Here is a 21477-nt window from a genome sequence, read left to right on the forward strand (position 1 = left end):
CGAGCAACCACCCAGCCCGTACCGGGGGTGGTGGGCCGGCGGTCAGGGTCCGCAGCGGCGTCCGGCGCCGGACTACGGCCACGCTGACATCGATGTCGCGGCGCCCCAGCCGCGGAGGGCCATGACCGATCGCCGGCCACCCCCGGCACCACACCCCCCCACTCCGCACCCGGACCACCGGGGCCCCCGCCGGCGCTCAGAGCGCGTCGACTGTGCGGACGAACGACACGATCTGGCCCTCCAGCAGCGCGTGGACGGCCAGGCCCGCCGGCCCGTCGGTCACCCGCAGCTCGGGCACCGCCAGATCGAGGCGGAACTGGAGCCGCCAGGTGCTCGGCGCGCTCAGCACGCCCACGCCGCCGACCGTCCCGGCCGCGGGAAGGTGCACGTGTCCGCAGACCACGCGCGCCACCTGGGGGTGCCGGGCCAGCACCGCGCCGAGCCCCGCGCGGTCCGCGGGCGGCAGGGCCATCGGGTCGAGCACCGGCAGGCCGACCGGGATCGGCGGGTGGTGCATCGCGACGAGCGTGGGGGTGACGGTGTCCTGCCCCAGCACCTCGTCCAGCCACGCCTGCTGCGCAGCGTCGAAGGACCCGTCCGGCGACCCCGGGATGACGGTGTCGCACGCGACGAGCCGAATGTCCCCGCACCCCACGGCGTAGCGGTACGGCGCCGTCGGGTCCCCGCCGCTGTCCTCCGGCGCCACGTCGAGCGGGAACGCCGACCGCAGCCCGGCGCGGTCGTCGTGGTTGCCCGGCAGGACGTGCAACGGGACGTCGACGACGTCCAGCAGCGCCCGGACCTCCGCGTACTGCGCGGCCGTCCCGTCGTTCACGAGGTCGCCGCTCACGAGCACCGCCGCCGGCCGCGCGTCCCCGCGCAGCTCGCCGACCGCGGTCAGCGCGGCCGCGAGGTCCCCGGGCGGGTCGCCGTCCGGCGCCCCGATGTGCAGGTCGGTCAGCTGGACGATCGCCATCGCGGCATCGTCCCAAAAAGGGTGGCAGCGTCAGGTGTCGCTTTTCGACACCTGACGCTGCCACACCCCCCTACAGACCCATCGTCTTGCCCAGGATCTCCTTCATGATCTCGTCCGTCCCGCCGCCGATCGGCCCGAGGCGCAGGTCGCGCGCCGCGCGCTCGATGCCGTACTCGACCATGTAGCCCGCGCCGCCGTGGATCTGCAGGCACTCGTCGGCGAGGTCGAAGGCCGCGCGCTGGGTGGCGAGCTTGGCCATCGTCACCTCCTGGACGCAGTCGAGCCCGAGGTGGTGCAGACGCAGCGCGTGGTACGTGAGCGCGCGGCCGCCCTCGATCGTCGTCGCCATCTCCGCGAACTTGTGCCGCGTCACCTGGAACTTCGCGATCGGCCGCCCGAATGCGGCCCGCTCCTGTGCGAACTGCAGCGTCTGCTCGAAGAGCCGCTGCATCGCCGCGACCGCCCCCAGCGCCATGACGAGCCGCTCCCACTGGAAGTTGGCCATGATCAGGTAGAAGCCCTTGTCGACCTCGCCGAGCAGGTTCTCGTCGGGGACGAAGACGTCGTCGAAGCTGATGAGCGCCGTGTCGGACGCGTGCCAGCCCATCTTCTCGATCTTGCTCGACGTCACGCCCTCGCCGTTGTCGATGATCAGGAAGCTGATGCCGCCGTGGCCGCCCTCGGTGGTCGTCTTCACCGCGGTCACCAGGAAGTCCGCCCGGACGCCGTTCGTGATGAACATCTTCGAGCCGTTGACGATCCAGCCGCCGTCGACCTTCTTCGCGCTCGTCCGGATGCCGGCGACGTCGGAGCCCGCGTCCGGCTCGGTGATCGCGAGCGCGGCGATCTTCTCGCCGGCGATCGCGGGGACGAGGTAGCGCTGCTTCTGGTCCTCGGTGCCGAACTTGAAGATCGGCGGCGTCGCGATCCCGATGTGCGCGCCGATCCCGGCCGCCAGGCCGCCGCTGCCCGCGCGCGAGAGCTCCTCGATGAGGACCGCGTCGTGCAGCATGTCCCCGCCCTGGCCGCCGTACTCGACCGGGTACTTCAGGCCCAGGTAGCCGACTGCCGCCAGCTTCGTGAACACGTCATCCGGGAACCAGCGGTCCTCCTCCCACTGATCGGCCCCGGGCCGCAGCTCGTTGACGACGAAGCGGCGGATCGACTCGCGCAGCTCCTCGTGCTCGGCGGTGAACGGCGGCAGCATCTGCCGGGCCGTCGGTGCGGAGGGGATTCCCTTCAGTGCCGTCATTCCTGAATCCTATTCATGTACACGAGTGAACGTTCAAGTCAGAGGCGCTTGCGGAGCATTCCGAAGACGCCGCGGACGACCTCCTTCTGCAGCGCCTTGCCCTCGCGCGACTGCAGGAAGTCCCCGATGGAGCCGCCGCCGTGGCCTCCGGAGGACCCTGACCCCGGCCGGCCGCCCGATGGCGCGCGCCGCGCCTGCGCCGCCTCCTCGCGTTCCTGCCGCGCCCGCCCCCTGGCGTCCGCGGCCGCATCCTTCTCCGCCTGCTTCGCGGCGTCCGCGGCCGCCTTGTCGGCGACCTTCTGGGCTGCGGCCGCAGCGGCCGCGTCCCGCGCCGCCGTCATCCGTGCCTCGAGCGCCTCCCGCGCCGAGGGACCCTCGACCCGGACCCCGTACTTCGCCCACAGCGGCGACGCGGTGGCAGCGCCCGCGACGTCGTCCGCCGGCGCCATCCGCGAGCGCGGCGGGCACATGCGCGTGTGCACGACGGGGGTCGGGACGCCGTTCTCGGTCAGGACCGTCACCGCCGCCTCGCCGATCCCGAGCGCGGGCAGCAGCTCCGCCAGGTCGTAGAAGTCGGACCGCGGGAACGTGGACACCGTCGCCTTCAGCGCCTTCGCGTCATCCGGGGTGAACGCCCGCAGCGCATGCTGCACCCGGTTGCCCAGCTGCCCCAGCACGTCCCCGGGCACGTCCTTCGGCGTCTGCGTGACGAAGAACACGCCCACGCCCTTGGACCGGATCAGGCGGACCGTCTGCTCGATCGCGTCCACGAACGCCTTGGTCGCGCCGTCGAACAGCAGGTGCGCCTCGTCGAAGAAGAAGACGAGCTTCGGCTTCGGCAGGTCGCCGGCCTCGGGCAGCGTCTCGAACAGCTCGGCGAGCAGCCCCATCAGGGCGGTGGAGAACAGCGCGGGCCGGTCCACCACGCCGGGCAGCTCCAGGCACGAGATCACGCCGCGCCCGTCCGGGGCGACGGACAGCAGGTCCAGGACGTCGAACGCCGGCTCGCCGAAGAACTCGCGCCCGCCGCCGTCCTCGAGGCCGACGAGCGTGCGCAGAAGGACGCCGACCGTGGCCCCCGACAGCCCGCCGATGCCCTCGAGCTCCGCTTTGCCCGCGTCCGAGTCCAGGAACGTCAGCAGCGCCCGCAGGTCGGAGAGGTCCAGCAGCGCGAGGCCCTTCGCGTCCGCGTAATGGAAGACCAGGCCCAGGGACTGCTCCTGCGTCGCGTTCGCGCCCAGGATCTTCGCCAGCAGCTGAGGTCCGAAGTCGCTCACGGTCGCCCGCAGCGGCACGCCGCTCCCGATCCCGCCGAGCGCCAGGTACTGGACGGGGAACCCGGTCGGCGCGAACGGGATCCCGATGTCGGCGGCGCGCCTCTGCGCCGCGCCGCCCCCGTCGCCCGCGACCGCGAGCCCCGACAGGTCGCCCTTCATGTCCGCGACGAAGACCGGGACGCCCGCGGCCGACAGCTGCTCCGCGAGCCCCTGCAGCGTCTTCGTCTTGCCGGTGCCGGTCGCCCCGGCGATCAGCCCGTGGCGGTTCATCATCGCCAGCGGGACGCGCACCGCCGCGTCCGGGTGGACGACGCCCCCGTGCACCCCGCGACCGAGGTCGATCGTGTCGCCCTCCGCCGCGTAGGCCTGCGTGATCGCGGCCACGAACTCCGTCATGGCCGCGAACCTACAAGAGCCGGACTAGAGCCCGTACGACTTGCCGATGACGTCGAGCATGACCTCGTCGGTGCCGGCGCCGATGCGGTTCAGCCGCAGGTCGCGCCAGACGCGCTCGATGCCGTACTCCTTCATGTACCCCGCACCGCCGTGGATCTGGATGCACTCGTCGGCGACCTCGACCGCGATCCGGGACGCGTACAGCTTCGCCATCGAGATCTCGCGGACCGGGTACTCGCCGTTCTCGAACCGCCAGGCGGTCATGTAGACCATCTGCCGCGCGGTCTCGATCTTCGTCGCCATCTCGGCGAACTTGTGCCGGATCACCTGGAACTTGCCGATCTCGCGACCGAAGGCCTTGCGCTCCATCGCGTACTTCAGCGTCTGGTCGAAGCAGTGCTGGGCGCCCGCCACCGAGCCTGCGGCGCCGATCAGCCGCTCGCCCTGGAGCTCCCACATGATGTGGTAGAAGCCCTTGCCCACCTGGCCGAGGACGGTGGACGCGGGGACGCGGACGTCCTGGAACGCCAGCAGCGCGGTGTCGGACGCGTGCATGCCGAGCTTCTGCAGGCGCTTCTCGCGGATGACGCCGGGGGTGTCCATCGGGACGAGGAACAGCGTGAAGCCGTCGTAGCCGGCGTCCAGGTCCGTCTTCGTCACCAGGACGATCACGTCGGCGCGGTGGCCGTTCGTGATGTAGGTCTTCGAGCCGTTGATGACGTAGTCGTCGCCGTCGCGGACCGCGCGCGTCTTGATGCCTGCGACGTCCGAGCCCGCGTCCGGTTCGGTGATGCCGAGGCACAGGATCTTCGTGCCCGCGATCGCCGGCGCGGCCCACTCCTGCTTCTGGTCCTCGGTCCCGAAGGCGAGGATCGGGGGGAGTGCCATGTCCGTCTGGACCGCGAGGCCCATCGCCAGCCCGCCCGACCGCGCGTGGACGATCGCCTCGGCGAGCACGAGCGCCGAGTAGTAGTCGCCGCCCTGACCGCCGTACTCGACCGGCTTGTCGAGGCCCAGGAACCCGAGCTCGCCCATGCGGCGGAAGACCGAGTCCGGGAACGTCGTCTCCTCCCACTCCTCCGCGTGCGGCGCCAGCTCCTTCTGCGCGTAGGCGGTGATCGACTCGCGCAGCTGGTCGTGCTCGTCGGTGAAGATGAAGTGCTTGCGGTGCGACCCGTGGTCGGGCTTGAGGACGTCCTCGGCGGTGGTCATCCGCCGACGGTAACGCGCAGCGGGCCCAAAGTAAACAGTGGCACTTCCCACTTTCAGCTTTGGCAGGTCCGCTGGGCGGGTGACGTCCGGACCGGTCCAGCCCTGGGAGCAGTGACGCACCGCCGAGAAGCGCCGCCGGACCCGCGGCGACTGGCTCCGGAGCCAGTCGCCGCGGGGATCCCCCGGGCTGCGCTCCGTGTTGCAACCTCTGTAGCGTCCTGGCTCTGATGAGCTTCAGCACGGTTCGCTACGACGTCTCGGGGGCGGGCGTCGCCACCATCGCGATGGACCAGCCGGACTCGCGCAACGCCCTGTCCGACGAGCTGCTGGACGACCTCCTCGCCGCCTTCGCACAGGCCCGCGACGACTCCGCGGTCGGTTGCGTCGTCCTGGCGTCCACGCACCCGAGCACGTTCAGCGCGGGCGGGAACCTCGGCGGTTTCGCCGCCGACGTCCCCCTGATCCACAAGCACCAGGGGACGGCCCGCTTCCCGCAGCTGTTCACGTTGATCGGCGAGCTCGGCAAGCCGGTCCTGTGCGCCGCCAACGGCCACTGCCTCGCGGGCGCGCTCGGGCTCGCGATCGCCTGCGACATGATCATCGCGTCGGACAAGGCGACCTTCGGCACGCCGGAGATCAACGTCGGGGTCTTCCCGTTCATGATCGCCGCGCTGATCTACCGCAACGTGCCGCAGAAGAAGACGACCGAGATGCTGCTTCTCGGCGATCGCATCAGCGCGGAGGAGGCGGAGCGCATCGGCATCGTGAACAAGGTCGTCCCGGCCGACGCGTTCGACGCCGCTGTCGAGGACTGGTCCACGCGCCTGGCCGCGAAGTCGCCGCTGCTGATGAAGCTCGGCAAGGACGCGCTCTGGCGGCAGAAGGACATGCCGCTCGAGGACGCGTGGGACCACCTGCGCTCGCAGCTCACCATCGCCTTCTCGACCGAGGACATCCAGGAGGGCGTGAACGCGTTCTTCGAGAAGCGGGACCCTGTATGGAAGGGCCGCTGAACGTGGACGACAGCCGGCAGGTTGTCGCCTTCCTCTGCCGGACGTCGGACCGCAGCACGGACGGGATGGCCGGTGCCGCCGCCCTGGGTGAGCGCTTCGGGGCGCGCGCGGTGGGTTCGGTCGGCGAGGCGCGCTCGACCACGTACCAGCAGGACCTCACCGACTCGCGGGGCTGCCTGCTCGAGGCGGGAGGACAGCTCGACGACGCCTTCGAGGCGGGCAAGGTCCCGATCCTGCTGGCCGGGACCTGCTCGATCTCCGTGACCACGCTGCCGATCGTGATGCGTCACCACCCCGAGGCGTTCGTCCTCTGGCTCGACGCGCACGCGGACTTCAACACCCCGGACACCTCGAGCTCGCAGTTCCTGGGTGGCATGTGCCTCGCCGGCGCCTGCGGCCTGTGGGATACGGGCTTCGGCGCGGGGGTGGACCCGGCGCGCGTGGTCATGTTCGGCGTCCGCGACGTCGAAGGGCCCGAGCGCGTGCTGCTCGAGCGCCAGGGGGTCGGCACCGTCGACCGCCCGGGCGCACTGGCGGACCTGCTCGACGCGCGCAAGGTGTTCATCCACCTGGACCTCGACATCCTGGACCCATCCGTGCTGCCGTCGGACTTCCCGGCGCCCGGGGGGCTGGACCACGAGCAGCTGCGCCGGCTGCTGGACCTCGTCTGCGGGGCGGCGGAGGTCGTCGGCGTCGAGGTCACGGGCGCCCACCCGGACCACACGGACGCGCTGGCGGAGACGCTCGCACCGCTGCTCTGACGGGCGAAGGCGGGGACGCCAGCTCCGGCGCTGTGTGACCCCCGGCACAGTGAGAACGGGGCAGTCGGGGCAACATGGTTGCAGAAGCAATCATGCCTGCCACCACCCTTGCCACCCGACCAATCACGCCTGCCGACAAGGCCGCCCTGCGGCGTTTCCACGCCCGCCTCTCGGAGGAGTCGCGTTACCGCCGGTTCCACTCGGCGAAGGACGAGCTGACCCAGGGCGACCTGCGGTACCTGACCGAGGTCGACGGCGAACGCCACATCGCCCTCGTCGCGGAGGACCCTTCCCGCCCGGGTGACTTCGTCGGCGTCGCCCGGGTCGTCGACCTGGACAACGGGACCGGCGAGGCGGAGATCGCCGTCGTCGTCCGCGACGACGTCCAGGCCGCCGGTGTCGGCGGCATGCTCGTCGACGACCTCCGTGACCGCGCCTCCGAAGCGGGGATGGGCGCCCTCGTGGCCGAGGTCCAGGCCGACAACCACCGCGCGCTGCGCTTCTTCCAGGGTCAGGGTGCGCGCCAGCGGCAGACCGGATGGTCCGGTGTCTACGCGCTGATCCTGCCGCCGCGCGGTGAGGAGCCCTCCGGGAGCCACCCGATCGCTTGACGCGGATGGCGTGACTGCGCGAGAGTGAGGAGTGGGACTTCCCACTTCCCACTTCTCATTTCCAGCGGAGGCCGGTCACCCATGAGCTCGCTCGAGCACCCCGTCGTCATCACCTGCTCCATCTCGGGGTCGCTCGCCAACCGCGAGCAGTGCCCCGCGATCCCCTACACGCCGGCCGAGTATGCCGCAGAGGCGCGCCGCATCGTCGACGCGGGCGGGGTCCACATCCACATCCACGCCCGCAAGCCGGACGGCACCCCCTCGTACGAGATCGAGGACTTCCAGGCGATCTCGGACGCGATCCGGGCCGAGGTCGGCGACGCGGCGATCATCAACTTCTCGACCGGCGCGATGGGCGTCTCGCTCGAGCAGCGCGTGGCGTACCTGCGTGCCTGCCGGCCCGAGGTGGCCGCCCTGAACATGGGCTCGATGAACTACGCGAAGTACTCCGCGCGTCGCAAGGACTTCGTCTTCAGCACGGTCTTCGCGAACCCGTTCACCGAGATCATCGAGTTCCTGAGGGTGATGAACGAGCTGGGGATCAAGCCCGAGCACGAGTGCTTCGACGTCGGGCACGTCGGCTCGCTCGCGCCGCTGATCGACATGGGCGTCCTGAAGACGCCGCTGCACGTCGACTTCGTGATGGGCGTGACCGGCGGGATCCCGCCGACCGCGCGCAACCTCGCCGCCATGGCCGACAACCTGCCCGAGGGTGATCATCACTGGGGCGTGATCGGCATCAGCCGGATCCAGTGGACGATGGTGGCCGCGGCGCTCAGCCTGGGCGGCTCGATCCGCGTCGGCCTGGAGGACAACTTCTACCTGCCCGACGGCACCGTCGCCCGCTCGAACGGTGAGCTGATCGAGAAGGCGCACCAGATGACGATCGACGCCGGTCGCCGGCCCGCGACCGTGCAGGAGGCCCGCGCGGCGCTGCACCTGCCGGAGGTGCCGCTCGCCCTGGCGGCGGCGCCCGGCGGCACCGGGACCTGACGCGGTGAACGTCGATGGGCTCCTGAAGATGAGCGAGCTGGCCGAGGCCTCGGGCGTCTCGGCCGGCACCATCAAGCACTACCTGCGCGAGGGGCTCCTCGGCGACGACGCCGACGTGGTGCGGACCTCGCGCAACATGGCCTACTACCCGCCGTCCTACGTCGAGCGGGTGCGGCTGATCAAGCGCCTGCAGGAGGACCGCTACATGCCGCTGCGGGTCATCAAGGACCTGCTGGCCGGCGGGCCGTCCCGCGCGCGCGACCTGCTCGAGCTCGAGGACCGCATCCTCGAGCGGGCTGCCGCGGTCGACGACGCGCAGGGACGCGTCGCGGTGGACGAGGCGGCGAGCCGGCACGACCTCCCCGCCCGGATGCTGGAGCGGCTGGCCGAGCTGGGGGTGCTGACCCCCGACGACCGCGGCTACGGGCCGGACGACATCGCGATCATCGAGGCGATGGAGGACTTCCGGGCCGGGGGCTACGACGAGGTCCTCGGCTTCACCGTCTACGAGACGCTGCGCTACAAGGAGGCGCTCGAGCCCCTGGTGCGCGAGGAGGTCCGCGTCATCCTGGACCGCTTCGCCGGCGAGGTCGACCCCGACCGGGCCGCAGAGATCGTCGCCGCCGGGGCGCAGCCGCTGCGGGCCCTCATCGGCGCGATGCACTCCAAGCTGCTGCTGGCGGAACTGCGGCGCGCGCGGTCCTGATCGAGGACCGCGCGCGCCGGGACTACCGGAACTGCGGGACTACCGGGGCGTCGGGATCAGCCGACGGCCGAGTCCACGCGCGTGGAGCCCGAGAGCTTCAGCGCGATGATGCTGGTGTTCGCGGCACGCCACGAGATGTTGGACTCGCAGGAGAGCACGACGTCGGTCGTGGTGCCGACGGTGCGGGTGAGCTGCAGCGTGACCGTATCCGAGTTCAGCGCGAACGGGAACGCGATCGGAACGACGCTCTCGTCGCTGTCGCCCGCGGCGTCGAGCTTGCAGCGTGCCGACGCGGTCTTGTTCGGCTTCAGCAGCTCGGTGACGAGGCCGGCACCGGGGGGCTGGACGCCCGAGACGACGGTCTTCGCGGTCAGCACGTAGGTGCCCGGCGCGAGAGCGCTGAGCTTCGCGACCGTCGCGCTGCCCGTCTGGTTGACCTGCGGGCCGTCCTTGCGGACCGACTCCGTGGCGGTGAACCCGGCGGACGTGCCGGCGCCCGCAAGCGAGGACTTCACGCTCTTGGACAGGTCCGACGACTCGATCGAGCCGGACTTGATGGCACGGCCGTCGACGGCGCTGTTCGCCAGCTGGGCGTTCTTGATCGTCTTGTTCGCGAGGTCGGTGCCGCTGAGGGCGCCGGCCTTCACCTGGGTGCTGTTCTTGATGAGGACGCTGGCTGCCGTCGCGGTGCCTGCCATCGCGACGACGAGCGCGATGATGGAGACGACAAGCGCTGGGCTTGGCCTGGAGATGCGCATGGTTTCCCTTGCCGGTGGGTGTGGTTGTGAACGGTGGTTCGGTGCGACAACCCCGAGCCCTACTCGGAAGCTGCGCCCCAACTGGCTCGGGACGATACCCGCCGACCGTTATTGGTAAGCACTCTGCCCGCGGCCGTGCAGACCGGGGGGGCCGGCTACTTCTTCTTGGCCGGCTTCTTGGCGGGCTTCACGTCGATGCCGAACTCGAACGACGCGTAGGCGTTGACGTACTGGGCGAAGACGCCGACGATCGTCGCGTTCTTCTTCATGGTCTTCGGCAGCGTGATCTTCCAGCGCTTCTTGGTCTTGGTGACCTGGTCGCCCTCACCTTGGCTGATGAGGATTTCCTGCTTCTTGCCGTTCACGCGCGCCGTGCGCCACGTGACGTAGCCGACCGGGGACTTGAACAGCAGGGAGATCGTCTCGCCGGCGTTGACCTTGACGCGCGGGACGTTCGGCAGCGGGGCCGGGATCTCCTTGCACGAGTAGGTGCCGTCGTCGCTCGGCAGGCAGTAGGACCCGAGCGTCGCCTGGACCGACTGCTTCGAGTTCGTCGTCTTGACGATCATCACCGTCAGGTCCTTGACGGGCGGCTTGTCGGCCGGCGCGACGGTCTGCGCGAGCGCGCCTGCGGCAGGCCCCGCCGCGAAGGCCGTCAACGCAGCGATCAGCCCCAGCCGACGGCGGTCTCCCGAAGAACGCATGCCCGGGAAACTACCGCAGGTCTGGCCACCGCGGGCCGGACCGGCCGCAGCGTCCAGAAGCGGTGATGGCGGACGCGCTCACCAGCGGGCGCTGTGGCGCTCCATCACGCCGAACCCGGCGGCCAGGGGGCCGGCCCCGGGCAGCGTCCCCGTGAAGGTGCCGAACGGCTGCACGTAATCGCTGCGGATCAGCCCCAGGTCGTCGTGACGCTCGCGGACGGCTTCCGCCGTGAACGCCAGGCCGCCGCCCTCGCCGAACGCGACCCCGTCGAGGGCCGGCGCGAAGCTGACCGGGCCGACCTCGTGCGGCCGGCCGTCGACCCACACGGTCCGCTCGCTGGCCGCGCCGGCGGTCCCGGCGCCATCGTGGACCCCGGTCACCAGGTTCCACGCGACGGCCCGTCCGTCCTGAAGGGCGCCGAGGCCGGCGGACCACTCCCAGTCGGTGGCGCGCGCGTGGTAGCCGGCCGAGTCGTCGATCAGCGCGGTCGCGTCCACCGCGTGCGTCCGGCCGCCGGCACGCACGGTCCCGGTCGCACGGACGAGGGTCTTCCGGGTCCAGATCCACGACCGGCCGTGGGGGGAGACGACGTCCACGGGGTCGCCCGTCGGGACGAGGCGCAGGTCGATCGCGACGCCGCGGCCGCGGACCCGCACCACGCCGTCCGGCAGCGCCACGCGGCGCGGCGCGAACGTCGTGCGCTCGTGCAGGACCCCGGCCTCCCGGTCCCACACTGCCCAGAACGCCTGTGGCAGCCCGCCGATGCGCACGCGGCCCGCGCAGAGCATGAGCGGCGCCGAGTACAGCCCGACGTAGCGCCACGCCTTCAGGGGACGCCGGTCCTGGGCCGGCGGCAGTCGCGCCGGCGGCGGGGCGGACCGCCCGTCCGTCCGGACGGCGAGGGTGGGCGCGGGCATCGTGGCTATGCTCTCACGCGAACGATTGACTCGTCAGTCAATCACTCCCGACGACAGGACTGGTCACCTTGCGCGCAGCGGCAGTACAGCTCACCGCGACGGACGACGCCGAGCAGGCCCAGGCGACGGCCGAGCGCCTCATCCGCGAGGCCGCCGCCCGCGGCGCCGACCTGGTCGTCCTGCCCGAGAAGTGGCCCGCCCTCGGCCGGCCGGAGACCCTGCAGGCTGCGGCCGAGCCGCTCGACGGGCCGCGCGGGCAGTGGGCGGCCGCGCTCGCGGCGGAGCTCGGCGTCGACCTCGTCGCCGGATCGGTCTCCGAGCGCCAGGCCGGCAGCGAGCGCCTGTCCAACACGAGCGTCCACTACGGCCGGGACGGCGCGACCCGCGCCGTTTATCGCAAGCTGCACCTCTTCGACGTCGACGTGGACGGCCGCCGCTACCGCGAGTCGGACGCCGAGGACGCCGGCACCGAGATGGTCGTGAGCGAGCTGGGGGAGGGCATCGGGCTCGGCCTCAGCATCTGCTACGACCTGCGCTTCCCCGAGCTCTACCGGGCGCTCAGCGCCGCCGGGGCCCGTGTCCTGTGCGTGCCGGCGGCGTTCACCCTCGCCACGACGCGCGACCACTGGGAGCTGCTGCTCCGCGCCCGCGCGGTCGAGAACCAGTGCTTCGTCGTCGCGGCGAACCAGATCGGCGAGCATGCCGACGGGGCCCGCTCGGGCGGGCGGTCGATGATCGTCGACCCGTGGGGCGTCGTCCTGGCCCAGGCGTCCGACGGCGAGGGGCTGTGCGTCGCGGACCTCGACCTCGACCGTCAGGACGAGGTCCGGGCGACGCTGCCCGCACTGAGGCACGGGCGGCCGGACGTCTACGCCACCGCGGTGCGGCGCGGCGGCCTGCCGGCGGGCGCGGCCTGATGGCGACCGCCCGGACCACCGCTGCGGAGAGGCGCCGCCAGATCCTGGACGCCGCGGTGCGGGTCTTCGCGCGCCAGGGCTTCCATACGTGCCGCGTCAGCGACATCGCCGACGAGGCCGGCGTCGCCTACGGGCTCGTCTACCACTACTTCCGCTCGAAGGACGAGGTCCTGGACACGCTCTTCCTCGAGCGCTGGGACGTCATGGTGGAGGTCATCGAGCAGGTCGACGCGCGGGACGAGCTGAGTGCCCGCGAGAAGCTGACCGCGATCACGTCGTTCATCGTCGACTCCTACCGGCACGACCCGGACCTCATGAAGGTCGTGATCGTCGAGGTGACGCGGGCGGCGAACACGTTCGGCCGCACCCACCTGGACGCGATCAACCGTGCCTACGGCAGCATCGCGCGGATCATCGAGGCGGGGATGCGGGACGGGGAGTTCCGCGACAGCATCCCGCCGCAGTTCGCCGCGATGGCCTTCTACGGCGCCATCGAGCAGGCGTTGACCGGCTGGATCTTCGACATGCTGCCGGCCGGCGAGGGCGCCTTCGAGGCGACCAAGGTGCACATCGTGGACACGATCTGCGGCGGCCTGGACCGGGCGGCCGCGGGCGGTCCGGGGAACGAAGGACTAGGATCGGCGTCGCATGGAGAATGAACTCGTCAAACGCCTGATGTATTCAGGCCTCCTGGCCGGGCTCGGCGCCCTCGCCAGCGTGGCCGTGACCAAGACCGCCGACCTCATATGGCGGCGGCTGTTCGACGAGGAACCACCGGAATGAGCGACAGCTCCAGCCCGCAGGACCCGCCGGCCGACGAGGCCGACACGACCACCTTCCCGGCCGTCAGCGACGCCCCGGCGCCGTTCGCGGCGCCGCAGGCCGCCGACGCGGACGTGCCCGCCGCGGCTGCGCCGGAGCCGGACGCGCCCGCACCTGAGCCGGTCGCTGACCCCGAGCCGGTCGCCGCGCCCGAGCCCGTCGCGGCCGAGCCGGAGCCGGACCCCGTGCCCACGCCCGTCGCCGCGGTCCCGCCCGCCGGTGTGCCGACGCCGGAGCCCACGCCGACCGTCTCGGCAGCCGACGCGTCCTACTCGCATCCGGCCGGCAGCGCGGCGCCGAGCCCGTTCTCGCCCGACGCCTACGCCGACCGTCCCGAGGTCCTGGTCGGTGCCGCATTCGCCGGTGGCTTCCTCGCCGCCCTGATCCTCAAGCGCCTTGGCCGATAACCGCTTCACCAAGCCCGGCGGCGGCGACGAGCAGCCGCCGCCCGCAGCGATCGCCCAGGCGATCGCCGACATCAGCGAGAAGACCTCGGTCCTGATCCGCGAGGAGATCGAGCTCGCGAAGGCCGAGGTCGTCGAGAAGATGAAGTCGCTGGTCGTCGGGATCGCCGCCGGCGTCGCCGCGAGCGTCTTCATCATCGTCGGCCTCTACTTCTCGCTGCACGGACTCGCGCTGCTCTCCTGGTACGAGTGGTTCCCGGACGGCCAGTACTTCTGGGGCTACTTCGTCGTGGCGGGCGTGCTGATCCTGCTCGGCGTCATCGCCGGCTACCTCGCGGCCAAGTTCGTCAAGAAGGCCCAGAACCCGGCGCCGACCATGGCGATCCGCGAAGCGCAGCTCATCAAGGAGACGCTCACGGCGTCGAGCCCGGAGAAGAAGGACTAGATGGCCTCCCGCACCCCCGAAGAGATCCGCGCCTCCATCGAGGCGAACCGCCGGGAGCTCGCGAGCTCGGTCCAGATGCTCCGCAACGAGGTCGCCGAGGTGACCGACTGGCGCAAGCAGCTGCGCGCCAACCAGCAGAACGCCATGATCGGCGCCGCTGTCGTCGGCTTCGTCGCCGCCGGCGGCATCGCCGGTTTCGGCAGCCTGTTTACCCGCCGCAGGCGCCACCGCGCGGCGCGGTAGTCCGGCACGCCCGTGGACTCCGGCGCAGGCCTCCCGGCGCTCGTCGACGTGGGACGCGCCCTCCGCGCCGCCTGGGGCCGCGACACCACGGACGACCCGGAGAACTGGACCCCGGCCAACCCGGCCGTGGGCCAGTGCGCCGTCTCCGCGCTGGTCGTCCGCGGGATCTACGGCGGGGACGTCGTGATCGCGACGGTGCTGGACCGCAACGGGGCGAGCACCCCCGACGGTCACGCCTGGAACGTCCTGCCGACCGGCGAGTCCGTCGACTTCGCGTTCGACCAGTTCACCAACGGCGAGCAGCTCGCCCCGCCGATCGTGACCGAGCCGGTCATCGACGGCGACCCGCGGCGCGCGCAGATCCTGGCCGGCCGGGTCGGCGAGGCCCTCGGGATCCGCATCGACCTGCCCGACCTGCCGACGATCCCGCGCCTACCTGGCTGGAGCTGAGGCCTCAGGCGTCCGCGAGCTCCGTCGGGAGGCCGCCGACGCCGAGCAGGCCCGGTCCGGCGTAGGTCCCGACGACCGCGCCGATCTCGCTGATCAGCAGCGGCTCGCGCCCGAAGACCCGGCGGCCCTCGACCGCGAGCCGCTCCGCCTCCTCGGGGGCCTGGATGTGCTGGATGCACCAGGCCGTCTTCCCCGCGGCGACGAGCTCGTCCATCGCGGTCACGAGCCGCTGGAAGGCGCGTCCCGAGGTGCGCACACGCTCGATGGGGACGACCTCGCCGTCGACCGTCAGGATCGGCTTGATCTTCAGCGCGCCGCCGACCCACGCTGCGGCCGACCCGATCCGCCCGCCCTTGCGGAGGAACTCGAGCGTGTCCACGGCGAACCAGATGCGGGTCTCGGTGACCGCCTTCCCGACCCGGACGAGCAGCGCGTCGAGGTCCTCGCCCGCGTCGATCCCGGCCGCGGCGGCGAGCAGGATCATCGCCAGGCCGCCGGCGACGCTGCGCGAGTCGACCACCTCGATGCGCCGGTCCGGGAACCGCCCGCGCGCGTCCTCCGCGGCCTGCCGCGCCGTCTCGACCGTGCCGGAGATCGCGCCGCTGATGTGGATCGAGAGGATGTCCTGACCGGCCTGCAGGAGCGGCTCGTAGACGGCCAGGAAGTCGCCGATCGACGGCTGCGACGTCGTGGGCAGCTTGCTGTCGGTGCGGAGCCGGTCGTAGAAGACCTGCAGGTCGAGCTCGGACTCGCGCTGCGTCTGGGTGCCGTGGTTCACGTACAGCGAGACCTGCTCCAGCCCCGCGCGGGTGATGACGTCGGGCGGCATCGAGTGGGTGCTGTCGGAGACGAGTGTGACCGGGGACATGCGCTGAGCCTATCCGCGGCTCAGGACCGCTCCGGGTGTGCGATGCTCGGCGCAGTGGGAGTCACGTTGGTCACCGGGGGAACCGGCATGGTCGGGTCGCACGTGATCCGCGCGCTCCTGGAGCGCGGTGACACGGTCCGGACGACGGGACGGCCCCGGTCGCTGCCGGACAACCTGATCGGGCTCGAGGTCGAGCAGGTCGAGTGCGACATCCTCGACCGCCGCCAGGTCCGCCGCGCGATGCGCGGCGTCGAGCGCGTGTTCCACGTCGCCGGCCTCACCTCGCTGCGGGCGAGCCCGCAGCTCGTCTACGCGGTGAACGTCGAGGGCACCCGCATCGTGATGGAGGAGGCGCTGCGGGCCGGGGTCCAGCGCGTCGTGCACACGTCCTCCGTCCAGGCGGTCGGCCCGGCCGCCCGCGGCTCGACGGCGGACGAGTCCCAGATGTTCCGCGCCGGGCGCTTCGGCCTGCCGTACGTCAGCGCGAAGTACGAGGCCGAGATGGTGGTCCTGCGGGTCGCGGCGGCGGGGCTGCCGGTGGTGATCGTCAACCCGGCGCACGTGATGGGCCGCGGCGACCTCTACCGCTCGTCGACGGAGATCGTGCGGCGCTTCCTGCGGCGCGAGATCCCGGCCTACGTGGACGGGGCCGTCTGCGTGGTGGACGTGGAGGACGTCGCGAGCGGCCACCTGCTCGCCGAGGAGCACGGCGCGGTCGGCGAGCGCTACATCCTCGGCAATCGCAACTACACGCTCGACCGCCTGTTCGCCGAGCTCGGCCGCATCAGCGGCATCGAGCCCCCGGCGGTGAAGCTGCCGTTGCCGGCCGCGCTCGCGGTCGTGCGCGCGCTGAGCGCCGTCCCAGGCCGGCCGGCGATCACCGAGACCGAGCTGCGCGCGTCGTCGTTCTGGTGGACGTACCGGTCCGCGAAGGCCAAGCGCGAGCTGGGGTACCGGCCAGGGCACCACGAGGAGTCCCTCGAGCGGACCGTCGAGTGGTACCGCGAGCGCGAGCCGCTGCGCCTGCGCGAGCGCGGGACGCGGCAGCCGATCCTGCTGCGGACCGCCGGCCTCACGGTCCGGCAGGCGTCGCGCGCGGTGGGCCTCTTCGCCCCGTAGCCCGCGGCCGCCCGATGACCGTCGTCCTGCACCGCTGCCGCACCCCGACCGACTGGTTGTGCCCGTGCGGGCGCGTGGCCCGCACGCTGCGACGGGCCGGCGAGGAGGTCGTGGAGGTCCGCGTCCCGTGGCGGCGCGCGGACCGCCGTCAGGTCCGGGAGCTGACCGGTCAATCGGTCGTCCCCGTCGCGGTCTTCGGCGCCGAGGCGATCTGCGACTCGCGCCGGATCGTCCAGCACGTCGAGCGCAGACGCGACACGCTGCCGCGGCCGGGGTGATCGTCTAGCCTGGCCCGCTCATGCGCTACCTCCGCCGGACCGTTCTGGGTGCCCTGTCGTGTGTCGGGGTCTTGGGGGCGCAGGCCGCTCATGCGGCTGAGCCGATCATGCCGCTGGCGGACGTCCAGAAGGGGATGCGCTGCACCGCGCAGAGCGTCGTCAGCGGGACGGACATCGCGACCTTCGACATCGAGGTCCTGGACGTCATCTCCGGCGACGTCGCGCTGCGCAGCCCGTACATCCTGTTCCGCGCCTCCGGGGCCGCGATCGACGCCACCGGCATCGGGCCGGGCTTCTCGGGCTCCCCGATCAGCTGCCCCGACGCCGCCGGGACCTACCGCGTGGCCGGCGCGATCTCGCAGGGCATCGGGTCCTACGGCAACCGCGTCGCGCTGGCGACGCCGATCGAGTCGATCCTCGGCGAGCCCGTCGAGCCGCCCGCCGAGACGCGCTCTGCGCCCGCGCTCCTGCGCGCCGCCCGGCCGCTCGCCACGCCGCTGAGCATCGGCGGGCTGTCGGCGCCCACCGCCCAGGCGCTGGCGATCGCCGCGAAGCGCACCGGCCGGCCCGTCTACGCCGCACCGTCGGCGCCGACCGACCAGCGGTTCCCGGTCCAGCAGCTGCGCGGCGGTGCCGCCATGGCGGTGGGGCTGGCGAGCGGCGACGTGACCGCGGGGGCGATCGGGACGGTCGCCTACGTGGACGGCGACAAGGTCTGGTCGTTCGGCCATCCGCTCGACTCCGCGGGCCGGCGCGCGCTGTTCCTGCAGGACGCGTACGTGTACTCGGTGATCGACAACCCCACGGGCTCGGCGGAGCTCAGCACCTACAAGCTGGCGGCCCCAGGCCATAACGTCGGGACGCTCACGAACGACGGCACCTTCGCGGTCGTCGGCCGGCTCGGGACGCTGCCGTCCTCCTACCCGTTGACGATCACCGGCACCGACCTGGACCGCAACACGACCAGCACGGCGCGGATCCAGCTCGCCGACGAGGCCGGCCTGGGCCTGCCCACCGGCAGCTCGGCGCTGACCCAGGTCGGGTCGCTGGCCATCGCCGAGGTCGCCTACGACCTGCTGCACTCCACCCCGATCCGCCAGAGCGGCAGCATGTGCGTCGCGATCAGCCTCCGCGAGCGGCCGAAGCCGATGCAGTTCTGCAACACCTACTCGGGCGGGACCCTCGGCGCCGGGGCCGGCGCGGCGCTCATTGCGGACTTCAGCGCGGCCACCGCGCAGGTCGACGCCTACAACTTCGGCCCGCTGCACGTGACCGGCGTCAAGGTCGACGTCAAGCTGCGCCGCTCGCTGCGGCAGGCCTACCTGCTCAAGGTGACCGCCCCGGAGCGGGTGCGCCGCGGCACCACGGTCCGCGTTCGCGCGTACGCCCAGCGCGTGAACGGCGAGAAGTTCGCGGTGACCATCCCGGTGAAGGTGCCGGCCACCACGCCGCTGGGCTCGCGCCGGATCCAGCTCGACGGCACGCCGGGCGACGGTGGCGGGTCCCTCGCGGACGCGCTGTCGGCCGTGCTGGACCTCAGCTCGCTCTTCGCCGACGACGAGGACGCGGAGAGCGACGGCGGCAGCGGCCCGCGGACGCCGAAGGCGCTGGCAGCGCTGGTGCGGTCCGTCCATCGCTACGACGGCGTGACCACATCGATCCCGCCGGTCGGCGGCAGCTCGTCGGACGACCCCGAGGCGGCTGCGCCGACGGGCGCCGAGGCGGACGCGCAGAAGGCGCGGCAGGCCTACCGGAACCCGGACGTGCGCATCAGCGGAACGGCGCGGGTGAAGGTCCGCATCGTCAAGTAGGACGGCGGCCGCGGCGCCCGAGCAGGGGTGCCGCGACGCTCAGGCGGTGGGCCGGCCGGCCTTCAGGCCAGGCGGTTCTCGATCTGCAGGCCGCCCGCGGGTGCGTCGTCCTCGATCGCGGCCGCGCCGGGCTGCTCGACGCCCAGGACGTCGGCGAGCTCGCCGGAGTCGAACATCTCGGCGACGATGTCGGCGCCGCCGACGAGCTCGCCCTTGACGAAGAGCTGCGGGATGGTCGGCCACTGCGAGAGCGCGCTCAGCTCCTGGCGGATGCGCGGGTCGGGCAGGATGTCGACGGCCGCGAACGGCGCGTCGAGCGCCTGCAGCGCGCCCACGGTCCGTGCGCTGAAGCCGCACGCCGGCGCCTCCGGGGTCCCCTTCATGAAGAGGATCACCTCGTGCTCGTTGATGGCGCCCGCGATCGCGTCGCGGATGGGGTTGTCGGTCTCGGACACGATGGTCTCCGTTTCGGTGGTTACGGCGTGGAGGTCTTCAGGCTCAGCGCGTGGATCGGGCCACCGATCTCGTCGCCGAAGATGTCGTAGACGAGGCGGTGCTGAGCGATGCGGCTCAGGCCCTCGAACTGCGGGGCGACAACGGTCGCCTTGAGATGGTCGCCGCCGCCGGTCCAGTCCTCGACCTCGGCGGTCGCGCCCGGGAGGGCGGCCTCGATGCGTTGTCTGATCTCGTCGGTGGAGGGCATGCTGATGACAGGATACGGCCCCGAGTGGGCCTTCCCCGCGGGTGGTGCGAGGCGCTACACTAAATGAAGCTATGGCAACCACCGAGGTCACGTACACCGCCAAGGGCATCGCCTTCACGCCGAAGGGTGCCGAGAAGGTCCACGAGTTCCTCGCGGCGCAGCCCGCGGAGTCCGCGGCCGAAGCCGGCCTGCGGGTCGGTGTGCGCGGCGGCGGCTGCTCGGGCTTCCAGTATCAGCTGGCGTTCGACAACCAGCGCGACGGCGACGTGATCTTCGAGCAGGAAGGCCTGAAGATCCTCGTCGACGCGCAGAGCCTGCCGTACGTCGACGGCTCGGCCATCGACTACGTCGAGTCCCTCCAGGGCGCCGGCTTCCAGGTCAACAACCCGAACGTCGTCGCCGCCTGCGGCTGCGGCTCGTCCTTCAAGGTGGCCGACGAGGAAGAAGTGTCGGCCGTCTGACGCAGGTCCCGCCTGCTTCACCTCTGTTGCGCCTGACGGCCACCTTCGCGGTGGCCGTTCTGCTTTCCGCCCTGGCGTTCGCCGGCTGCGGTGGGGGAGGGCGCGGCGGCTCGCCGACGGGTGCGGCCGGCGGGTCCACTGCTGCTGCAAAACCGCCGGCGAGGCCGTCCGCGATCAGTCCGCCTCCCGCCCAGCGGCTGCCGATCGGCATCAGCGAGAACAACCCGTGGCTGATCGACCCCGGGCCGGTGCCCGCGGGGTTCGCCGCCTGGCGCGACCGCACCGCCGCGCTGCGGCCCGCGCGATACCGGCTGTTCGTCGACTGGTCGGCGATCCAGCCGGATCCGACGGTTCCGGTCGATCTCGCCCAGCCCAACGACGGCTGCCTGCGCGGGATCCGTCCCTGCGGGACGTTCGCGGGGGTTCGGGACCGTCTGCGGGCGGTCGCTGCGCGCCAGGCGGCCGACGGCGGCGGCTGGGAGGTGATGATCGTGCTCGAGGGCGTCCCGGAATGGGCAGCCGTTCCGGCGGGCGGCTGCGAGCGCGGCGCGACCCGGACCCGGTCGCGGCCGATCAACGACGCCGGCCTGGCCGGCTACCGGTTGCTGATCCGCTCCCTGCTCGCGCTCGGACGCGACCTGGGCGTGCCACTGCGCTGGTGGAGCCCCTGGGGCGAGCCCAACCACCCCGGGTTCATCAGTCCGCAGCGTGCTCGCTGCTCGGTCGGCTCCCCGTCGCTGTCGCCCGCGGTCTACTCGCGGCTCGTCCGGGCAGCGCGCGCGGAGCTCGACGCGGACGAGGGGGTCCACGACCTCGTCCTGGGCGAGCTGGCCGGGTACGGCAACCCGACGGCACGCGGAACGGGGATCGCGGAGTTCGTCCGTGCGCTACCGGACGACGTCGCGTGCGCCGGCACGGTCTGGTCGCAGCACGAGTATGCGCAGCCCGACCGGCGCCAGCCGGACGCCGTCGGGGCGCTGGAGCGCGTGCTCGACGAGCGGCCGTGCACCACCGGGAAGCCGATCTGGGTCACCGAGACGGGCGTGGGCGGCGTGCGGGCCGGCGCACCCCGGGGCGGGGACGGACTGCGCCAGGGGGCGCAGTGCGCGGCCCAGGCGGCCGCGCTCGAGCGCTGGGACGCCGACCCGCGGGTGCAGGCGGTCTTCCAGTTCTCGGTACGGGAGGACACCGCCTACCCGGTCGGCCTGTTCGACCCGGCCCTGCGGCGGGCCTACAGGACGTATGACCTGTGGCGCGCCTGGGGCCAGACGCCGGCCACGGCGCCGCGCCCGCAACGCCCCCCGGGCTGCTGACGTCACACCCGACCACGGCAGTGAATGCCGATCCACCAGGCTCCGAGCCGTGCGATGCACCAGCAG

General features: G+C 72.2%; 27 protein-coding genes. 17 read left to right on the forward strand and 10 right to left on the reverse strand.

Features of this window, described 5'->3' with window-relative positions:
• Positions 1–196: 196 nt before the first annotated feature.
• From DSM112329_RS07175 to DSM112329_RS07190, 4 genes are all read right to left on the reverse strand, one after another.
• The gene (locus DSM112329_RS07175) at positions 197–976 is read right to left on the reverse strand and encodes a metallophosphoesterase (protein ID WP_354701123.1); all 780 of its coding nucleotides are present in this window, start codon (positions 974–976) and stop codon (positions 197–199) included.
• 70 nt (positions 977–1046) lie between these two features.
• Positions 1047–2228: an acyl-CoA dehydrogenase family protein gene (locus tag DSM112329_RS07180; RefSeq protein ID WP_354701124.1), complete on the reverse strand. Its 1182-nt coding sequence runs from the start codon at positions 2226–2228 to the stop codon at positions 1047–1049.
• A gap of 38 nt (positions 2229–2266) precedes the next feature.
• Positions 2267–3901 (reverse strand): helicase HerA-like domain-containing protein, encoded by a 1635-nt coding sequence (locus DSM112329_RS07185; protein WP_354701125.1) that lies wholly within the window; start codon positions 3899–3901, stop codon positions 2267–2269.
• Positions 3902–3925: 24 nt separating this feature from the next.
• Positions 3926–5113, reverse strand: a complete 1188-nt coding sequence (locus DSM112329_RS07190) for an acyl-CoA dehydrogenase family protein (protein WP_354701126.1) — start codon at positions 5111–5113, stop codon at positions 3926–3928.
• 227 nt (positions 5114–5340) lie between these two features.
• On the opposite strand from DSM112329_RS07190, the gene DSM112329_RS07195 reads away from it, so the two are divergent.
• The 5 genes from DSM112329_RS07195 (at position 5341) to DSM112329_RS07215 (ending at position 9197) form a co-directional block, all read left to right on the forward strand.
• Positions 5341–6126 carry an enoyl-CoA hydratase/isomerase family protein gene (locus DSM112329_RS07195; RefSeq protein WP_354701127.1) on the forward strand — a complete coding sequence of 262 codons (786 nt, stop codon included), beginning with the start codon at positions 5341–5343 and terminating at the stop codon, positions 6124–6126.
• On the forward strand, positions 6111–6887 hold the full coding sequence (locus DSM112329_RS07200) for an arginase family protein (protein ID WP_354701128.1): 777 nt from the start codon (positions 6111–6113) through the stop codon (positions 6885–6887). Before DSM112329_RS07195 ends, DSM112329_RS07200 begins: the two co-directional genes overlap by 16 nt.
• A gap of 92 nt (positions 6888–6979) precedes the next feature.
• Complete coding sequence (locus tag DSM112329_RS07205) at positions 6980–7498, forward strand: GNAT family N-acetyltransferase (RefSeq protein ID WP_354701129.1); 519 nt, start codon at positions 6980–6982, stop codon at positions 7496–7498.
• Between the two features lie 81 nt (positions 7499–7579).
• Positions 7580–8491 (forward strand): 3-keto-5-aminohexanoate cleavage protein, encoded by a 912-nt coding sequence (locus DSM112329_RS07210; RefSeq protein WP_354701130.1) that lies wholly within the window; start codon positions 7580–7582, stop codon positions 8489–8491.
• Between the two features lie 4 nt (positions 8492–8495).
• On the forward strand, positions 8496–9197 hold the full coding sequence (locus DSM112329_RS07215; RefSeq protein ID WP_354701131.1) for a MerR family transcriptional regulator: 702 nt from the start codon (positions 8496–8498) through the stop codon (positions 9195–9197).
• 56 nt (positions 9198–9253) lie between these two features.
• Here DSM112329_RS07215 and DSM112329_RS07220 read toward each other — a convergent pair whose 3' ends face one another.
• From DSM112329_RS07220 to DSM112329_RS07230, 3 genes are all read right to left on the reverse strand, one after another.
• A complete protein-coding gene (locus DSM112329_RS07220; protein ID WP_354701132.1) occupies positions 9254–9955 on the reverse strand; it encodes a hypothetical protein in 702 nt (233 codons plus the stop codon).
• Positions 9956–10110: 155 nt separating this feature from the next.
• Positions 10111–10659, reverse strand: a complete 549-nt coding sequence (locus DSM112329_RS07225; protein ID WP_354701133.1) for a hypothetical protein — start codon at positions 10657–10659, stop codon at positions 10111–10113.
• 78 nt (positions 10660–10737) lie between these two features.
• Positions 10738–11577, reverse strand: a complete 840-nt coding sequence (locus DSM112329_RS07230; protein WP_354701134.1) for a DUF2804 family protein — start codon at positions 11575–11577, stop codon at positions 10738–10740.
• Positions 11578–11645: 68 nt separating this feature from the next.
• Between DSM112329_RS07230 and DSM112329_RS07235 the strand changes: the two genes are divergently transcribed.
• From DSM112329_RS07235 to DSM112329_RS07265, 7 genes are read left to right on the forward strand one after another with little or no spacing between them, the layout of a single operon-like run.
• Positions 11646–12494 (forward strand): carbon-nitrogen hydrolase family protein, encoded by an 849-nt coding sequence (locus DSM112329_RS07235; protein WP_354701135.1) that lies wholly within the window; start codon positions 11646–11648, stop codon positions 12492–12494.
• Complete coding sequence (locus tag DSM112329_RS07240; RefSeq protein ID WP_354701136.1) at positions 12494–13153, forward strand: TetR/AcrR family transcriptional regulator; 660 nt, start codon at positions 12494–12496, stop codon at positions 13151–13153. The genes DSM112329_RS07235 and DSM112329_RS07240 overlap by 1 nt, the downstream gene beginning before the upstream one ends.
• On the forward strand, positions 13143–13277 hold the full coding sequence (locus tag DSM112329_RS07245; protein ID WP_354701137.1) for a hypothetical protein: 135 nt from the start codon (positions 13143–13145) through the stop codon (positions 13275–13277). Before DSM112329_RS07240 ends, DSM112329_RS07245 begins: the two co-directional genes overlap by 11 nt.
• The gene (locus DSM112329_RS07250; RefSeq protein WP_354701138.1) at positions 13274–13723 is read left to right on the forward strand and encodes a hypothetical protein; all 450 of its coding nucleotides are present in this window, start codon (positions 13274–13276) and stop codon (positions 13721–13723) included. The genes DSM112329_RS07245 and DSM112329_RS07250 overlap by 4 nt, the downstream gene beginning before the upstream one ends.
• Positions 13713–14165 carry a phage holin family protein gene (locus DSM112329_RS07255; RefSeq protein ID WP_354701139.1) on the forward strand — a complete coding sequence of 151 codons (453 nt, stop codon included), beginning with the start codon at positions 13713–13715 and terminating at the stop codon, positions 14163–14165. Before DSM112329_RS07250 ends, DSM112329_RS07255 begins: the two co-directional genes overlap by 11 nt.
• Positions 14166–14408, forward strand: a complete 243-nt coding sequence (locus tag DSM112329_RS07260) for a DUF3618 domain-containing protein (protein ID WP_354701140.1) — start codon at positions 14166–14168, stop codon at positions 14406–14408.
• Between the two features lie 12 nt (positions 14409–14420).
• Complete coding sequence (locus DSM112329_RS07265) at positions 14421–14858, forward strand: hypothetical protein (RefSeq protein ID WP_354701141.1); 438 nt, start codon at positions 14421–14423, stop codon at positions 14856–14858.
• A gap of 4 nt (positions 14859–14862) precedes the next feature.
• Here DSM112329_RS07265 and DSM112329_RS07270 read toward each other — a convergent pair whose 3' ends face one another.
• Positions 14863–15726, reverse strand: coding sequence for a DegV family protein (locus tag DSM112329_RS07270; protein WP_354701142.1), 864 nt, complete (start codon positions 15724–15726; stop codon positions 14863–14865).
• Positions 15727–15780: 54 nt separating this feature from the next.
• Here DSM112329_RS07270 and DSM112329_RS07275 point away from each other — a divergent pair, with 54 nt between their 5' ends.
• From DSM112329_RS07275 to DSM112329_RS07285, 3 genes are read left to right on the forward strand one after another with little or no spacing between them, the layout of a single operon-like run.
• Entirely contained in the window at positions 15781–16845 is a 1065-nt protein-coding gene (locus tag DSM112329_RS07275) for an NAD-dependent epimerase/dehydratase family protein (RefSeq protein WP_354701143.1), read from the forward strand.
• A gap of 14 nt (positions 16846–16859) precedes the next feature.
• Entirely contained in the window at positions 16860–17123 is a 264-nt protein-coding gene (locus DSM112329_RS07280; RefSeq protein WP_354701144.1) for a glutathione S-transferase N-terminal domain-containing protein, read from the forward strand.
• Positions 17124–17143: 20 nt separating this feature from the next.
• Positions 17144–18934, forward strand: coding sequence for a hypothetical protein (locus DSM112329_RS07285; protein ID WP_354701145.1), 1791 nt, complete (start codon positions 17144–17146; stop codon positions 18932–18934).
• A 62-nt stretch (positions 18935–18996) separates the two neighbouring features.
• On the opposite strand, the gene grxD is transcribed toward DSM112329_RS07285, so the two are convergent.
• The gene (grxD, locus tag DSM112329_RS07290) at positions 18997–19389 is read right to left on the reverse strand and encodes a Grx4 family monothiol glutaredoxin (RefSeq protein WP_354701146.1); all 393 of its coding nucleotides are present in this window, start codon (positions 19387–19389) and stop codon (positions 18997–18999) included.
• 20 nt (positions 19390–19409) lie between these two features.
• Positions 19410–19637 (reverse strand): BolA family protein, encoded by a 228-nt coding sequence (locus DSM112329_RS07295; RefSeq protein ID WP_354701147.1) that lies wholly within the window; start codon positions 19635–19637, stop codon positions 19410–19412.
• Positions 19638–19708: 71 nt separating this feature from the next.
• Here DSM112329_RS07295 and DSM112329_RS07300 point away from each other — a divergent pair, with 71 nt between their 5' ends.
• Together DSM112329_RS07300 and DSM112329_RS07305 are read left to right on the forward strand one after the other, a co-directional pair.
• Complete coding sequence (locus DSM112329_RS07300) at positions 19709–20098, forward strand: iron-sulfur cluster assembly accessory protein (protein ID WP_354701148.1); 390 nt, start codon at positions 19709–19711, stop codon at positions 20096–20098.
• Between the two features lie 50 nt (positions 20099–20148).
• Positions 20149–21411: a hypothetical protein gene (locus DSM112329_RS07305; RefSeq protein WP_354701149.1), complete on the forward strand. Its 1263-nt coding sequence runs from the start codon at positions 20149–20151 to the stop codon at positions 21409–21411.
• Positions 21412–21477: the final 66 nt, after the last annotated feature.

The organism is Paraconexibacter sp. AEG42_29, from assembly GCF_040581415.1.
Classification (GTDB): domain Bacteria; phylum Actinomycetota; class Thermoleophilia; order Solirubrobacterales; family Solirubrobacteraceae; genus Paraconexibacter.

What these genes read in the sequence shown, in the direction of transcription:
- DSM112329_RS07175 (WP_354701123.1), bottom strand. Translation starts at nt 976, where the DNA reads ATGGCGATCGTCCAGCTGACCGACCTGCACATCGGGGCGCCGGACGGC.
- DSM112329_RS07180 (WP_354701124.1), bottom strand. Translation starts at nt 2,228, where the DNA reads ATGACGGCACTGAAGGGAATCCCCTCCGCACCGACGGCCCGGCAGATG.
- DSM112329_RS07185 (WP_354701125.1), bottom strand. Translation starts at nt 3,901, where the DNA reads ATGACGGAGTTCGTGGCCGCGATCACGCAGGCCTACGCGGCGGAGGGC.
- DSM112329_RS07190 (WP_354701126.1), bottom strand. Translation starts at nt 5,113, where the DNA reads ATGACCACCGCCGAGGACGTCCTCAAGCCCGACCACGGGTCGCACCGC.
- DSM112329_RS07195 (WP_354701127.1), top strand. Translation starts at nt 5,341, where the DNA reads ATGAGCTTCAGCACGGTTCGCTACGACGTCTCGGGGGCGGGCGTCGCC.
- DSM112329_RS07200 (WP_354701128.1), top strand. Translation starts at nt 6,111, where the DNA reads ATGGAAGGGCCGCTGAACGTGGACGACAGCCGGCAGGTTGTCGCCTTC.
- DSM112329_RS07205 (WP_354701129.1), top strand. Translation starts at nt 6,980, where the DNA reads ATGCCTGCCACCACCCTTGCCACCCGACCAATCACGCCTGCCGACAAG.
- DSM112329_RS07210 (WP_354701130.1), top strand. Translation starts at nt 7,580, where the DNA reads ATGAGCTCGCTCGAGCACCCCGTCGTCATCACCTGCTCCATCTCGGGG.
- DSM112329_RS07220 (WP_354701132.1), bottom strand. Translation starts at nt 9,955, where the DNA reads ATGCGCATCTCCAGGCCAAGCCCAGCGCTTGTCGTCTCCATCATCGCG.
- DSM112329_RS07225 (WP_354701133.1), bottom strand. Translation starts at nt 10,659, where the DNA reads ATGCGTTCTTCGGGAGACCGCCGTCGGCTGGGGCTGATCGCTGCGTTG.
- DSM112329_RS07230 (WP_354701134.1), bottom strand. Translation starts at nt 11,577, where the DNA reads ATGCCCGCGCCCACCCTCGCCGTCCGGACGGACGGGCGGTCCGCCCCG.
- DSM112329_RS07240 (WP_354701136.1), top strand. Translation starts at nt 12,494, where the DNA reads ATGGCGACCGCCCGGACCACCGCTGCGGAGAGGCGCCGCCAGATCCTG.
- DSM112329_RS07245 (WP_354701137.1), top strand. Translation starts at nt 13,143, where the DNA reads ATGGAGAATGAACTCGTCAAACGCCTGATGTATTCAGGCCTCCTGGCC.
- DSM112329_RS07250 (WP_354701138.1), top strand. Translation starts at nt 13,274, where the DNA reads ATGAGCGACAGCTCCAGCCCGCAGGACCCGCCGGCCGACGAGGCCGAC.
- DSM112329_RS07260 (WP_354701140.1), top strand. Translation starts at nt 14,166, where the DNA reads ATGGCCTCCCGCACCCCCGAAGAGATCCGCGCCTCCATCGAGGCGAAC.
- DSM112329_RS07270 (WP_354701142.1), bottom strand. Translation starts at nt 15,726, where the DNA reads ATGTCCCCGGTCACACTCGTCTCCGACAGCACCCACTCGATGCCGCCC.
- DSM112329_RS07280 (WP_354701144.1), top strand. Translation starts at nt 16,860, where the DNA reads ATGACCGTCGTCCTGCACCGCTGCCGCACCCCGACCGACTGGTTGTGC.
- DSM112329_RS07285 (WP_354701145.1), top strand. Translation starts at nt 17,144, where the DNA reads ATGCGCTACCTCCGCCGGACCGTTCTGGGTGCCCTGTCGTGTGTCGGG.
- DSM112329_RS07295 (WP_354701147.1), bottom strand. Translation starts at nt 19,637, where the DNA reads ATGCCCTCCACCGACGAGATCAGACAACGCATCGAGGCCGCCCTCCCG.
- DSM112329_RS07300 (WP_354701148.1), top strand. Translation starts at nt 19,709, where the DNA reads ATGGCAACCACCGAGGTCACGTACACCGCCAAGGGCATCGCCTTCACG.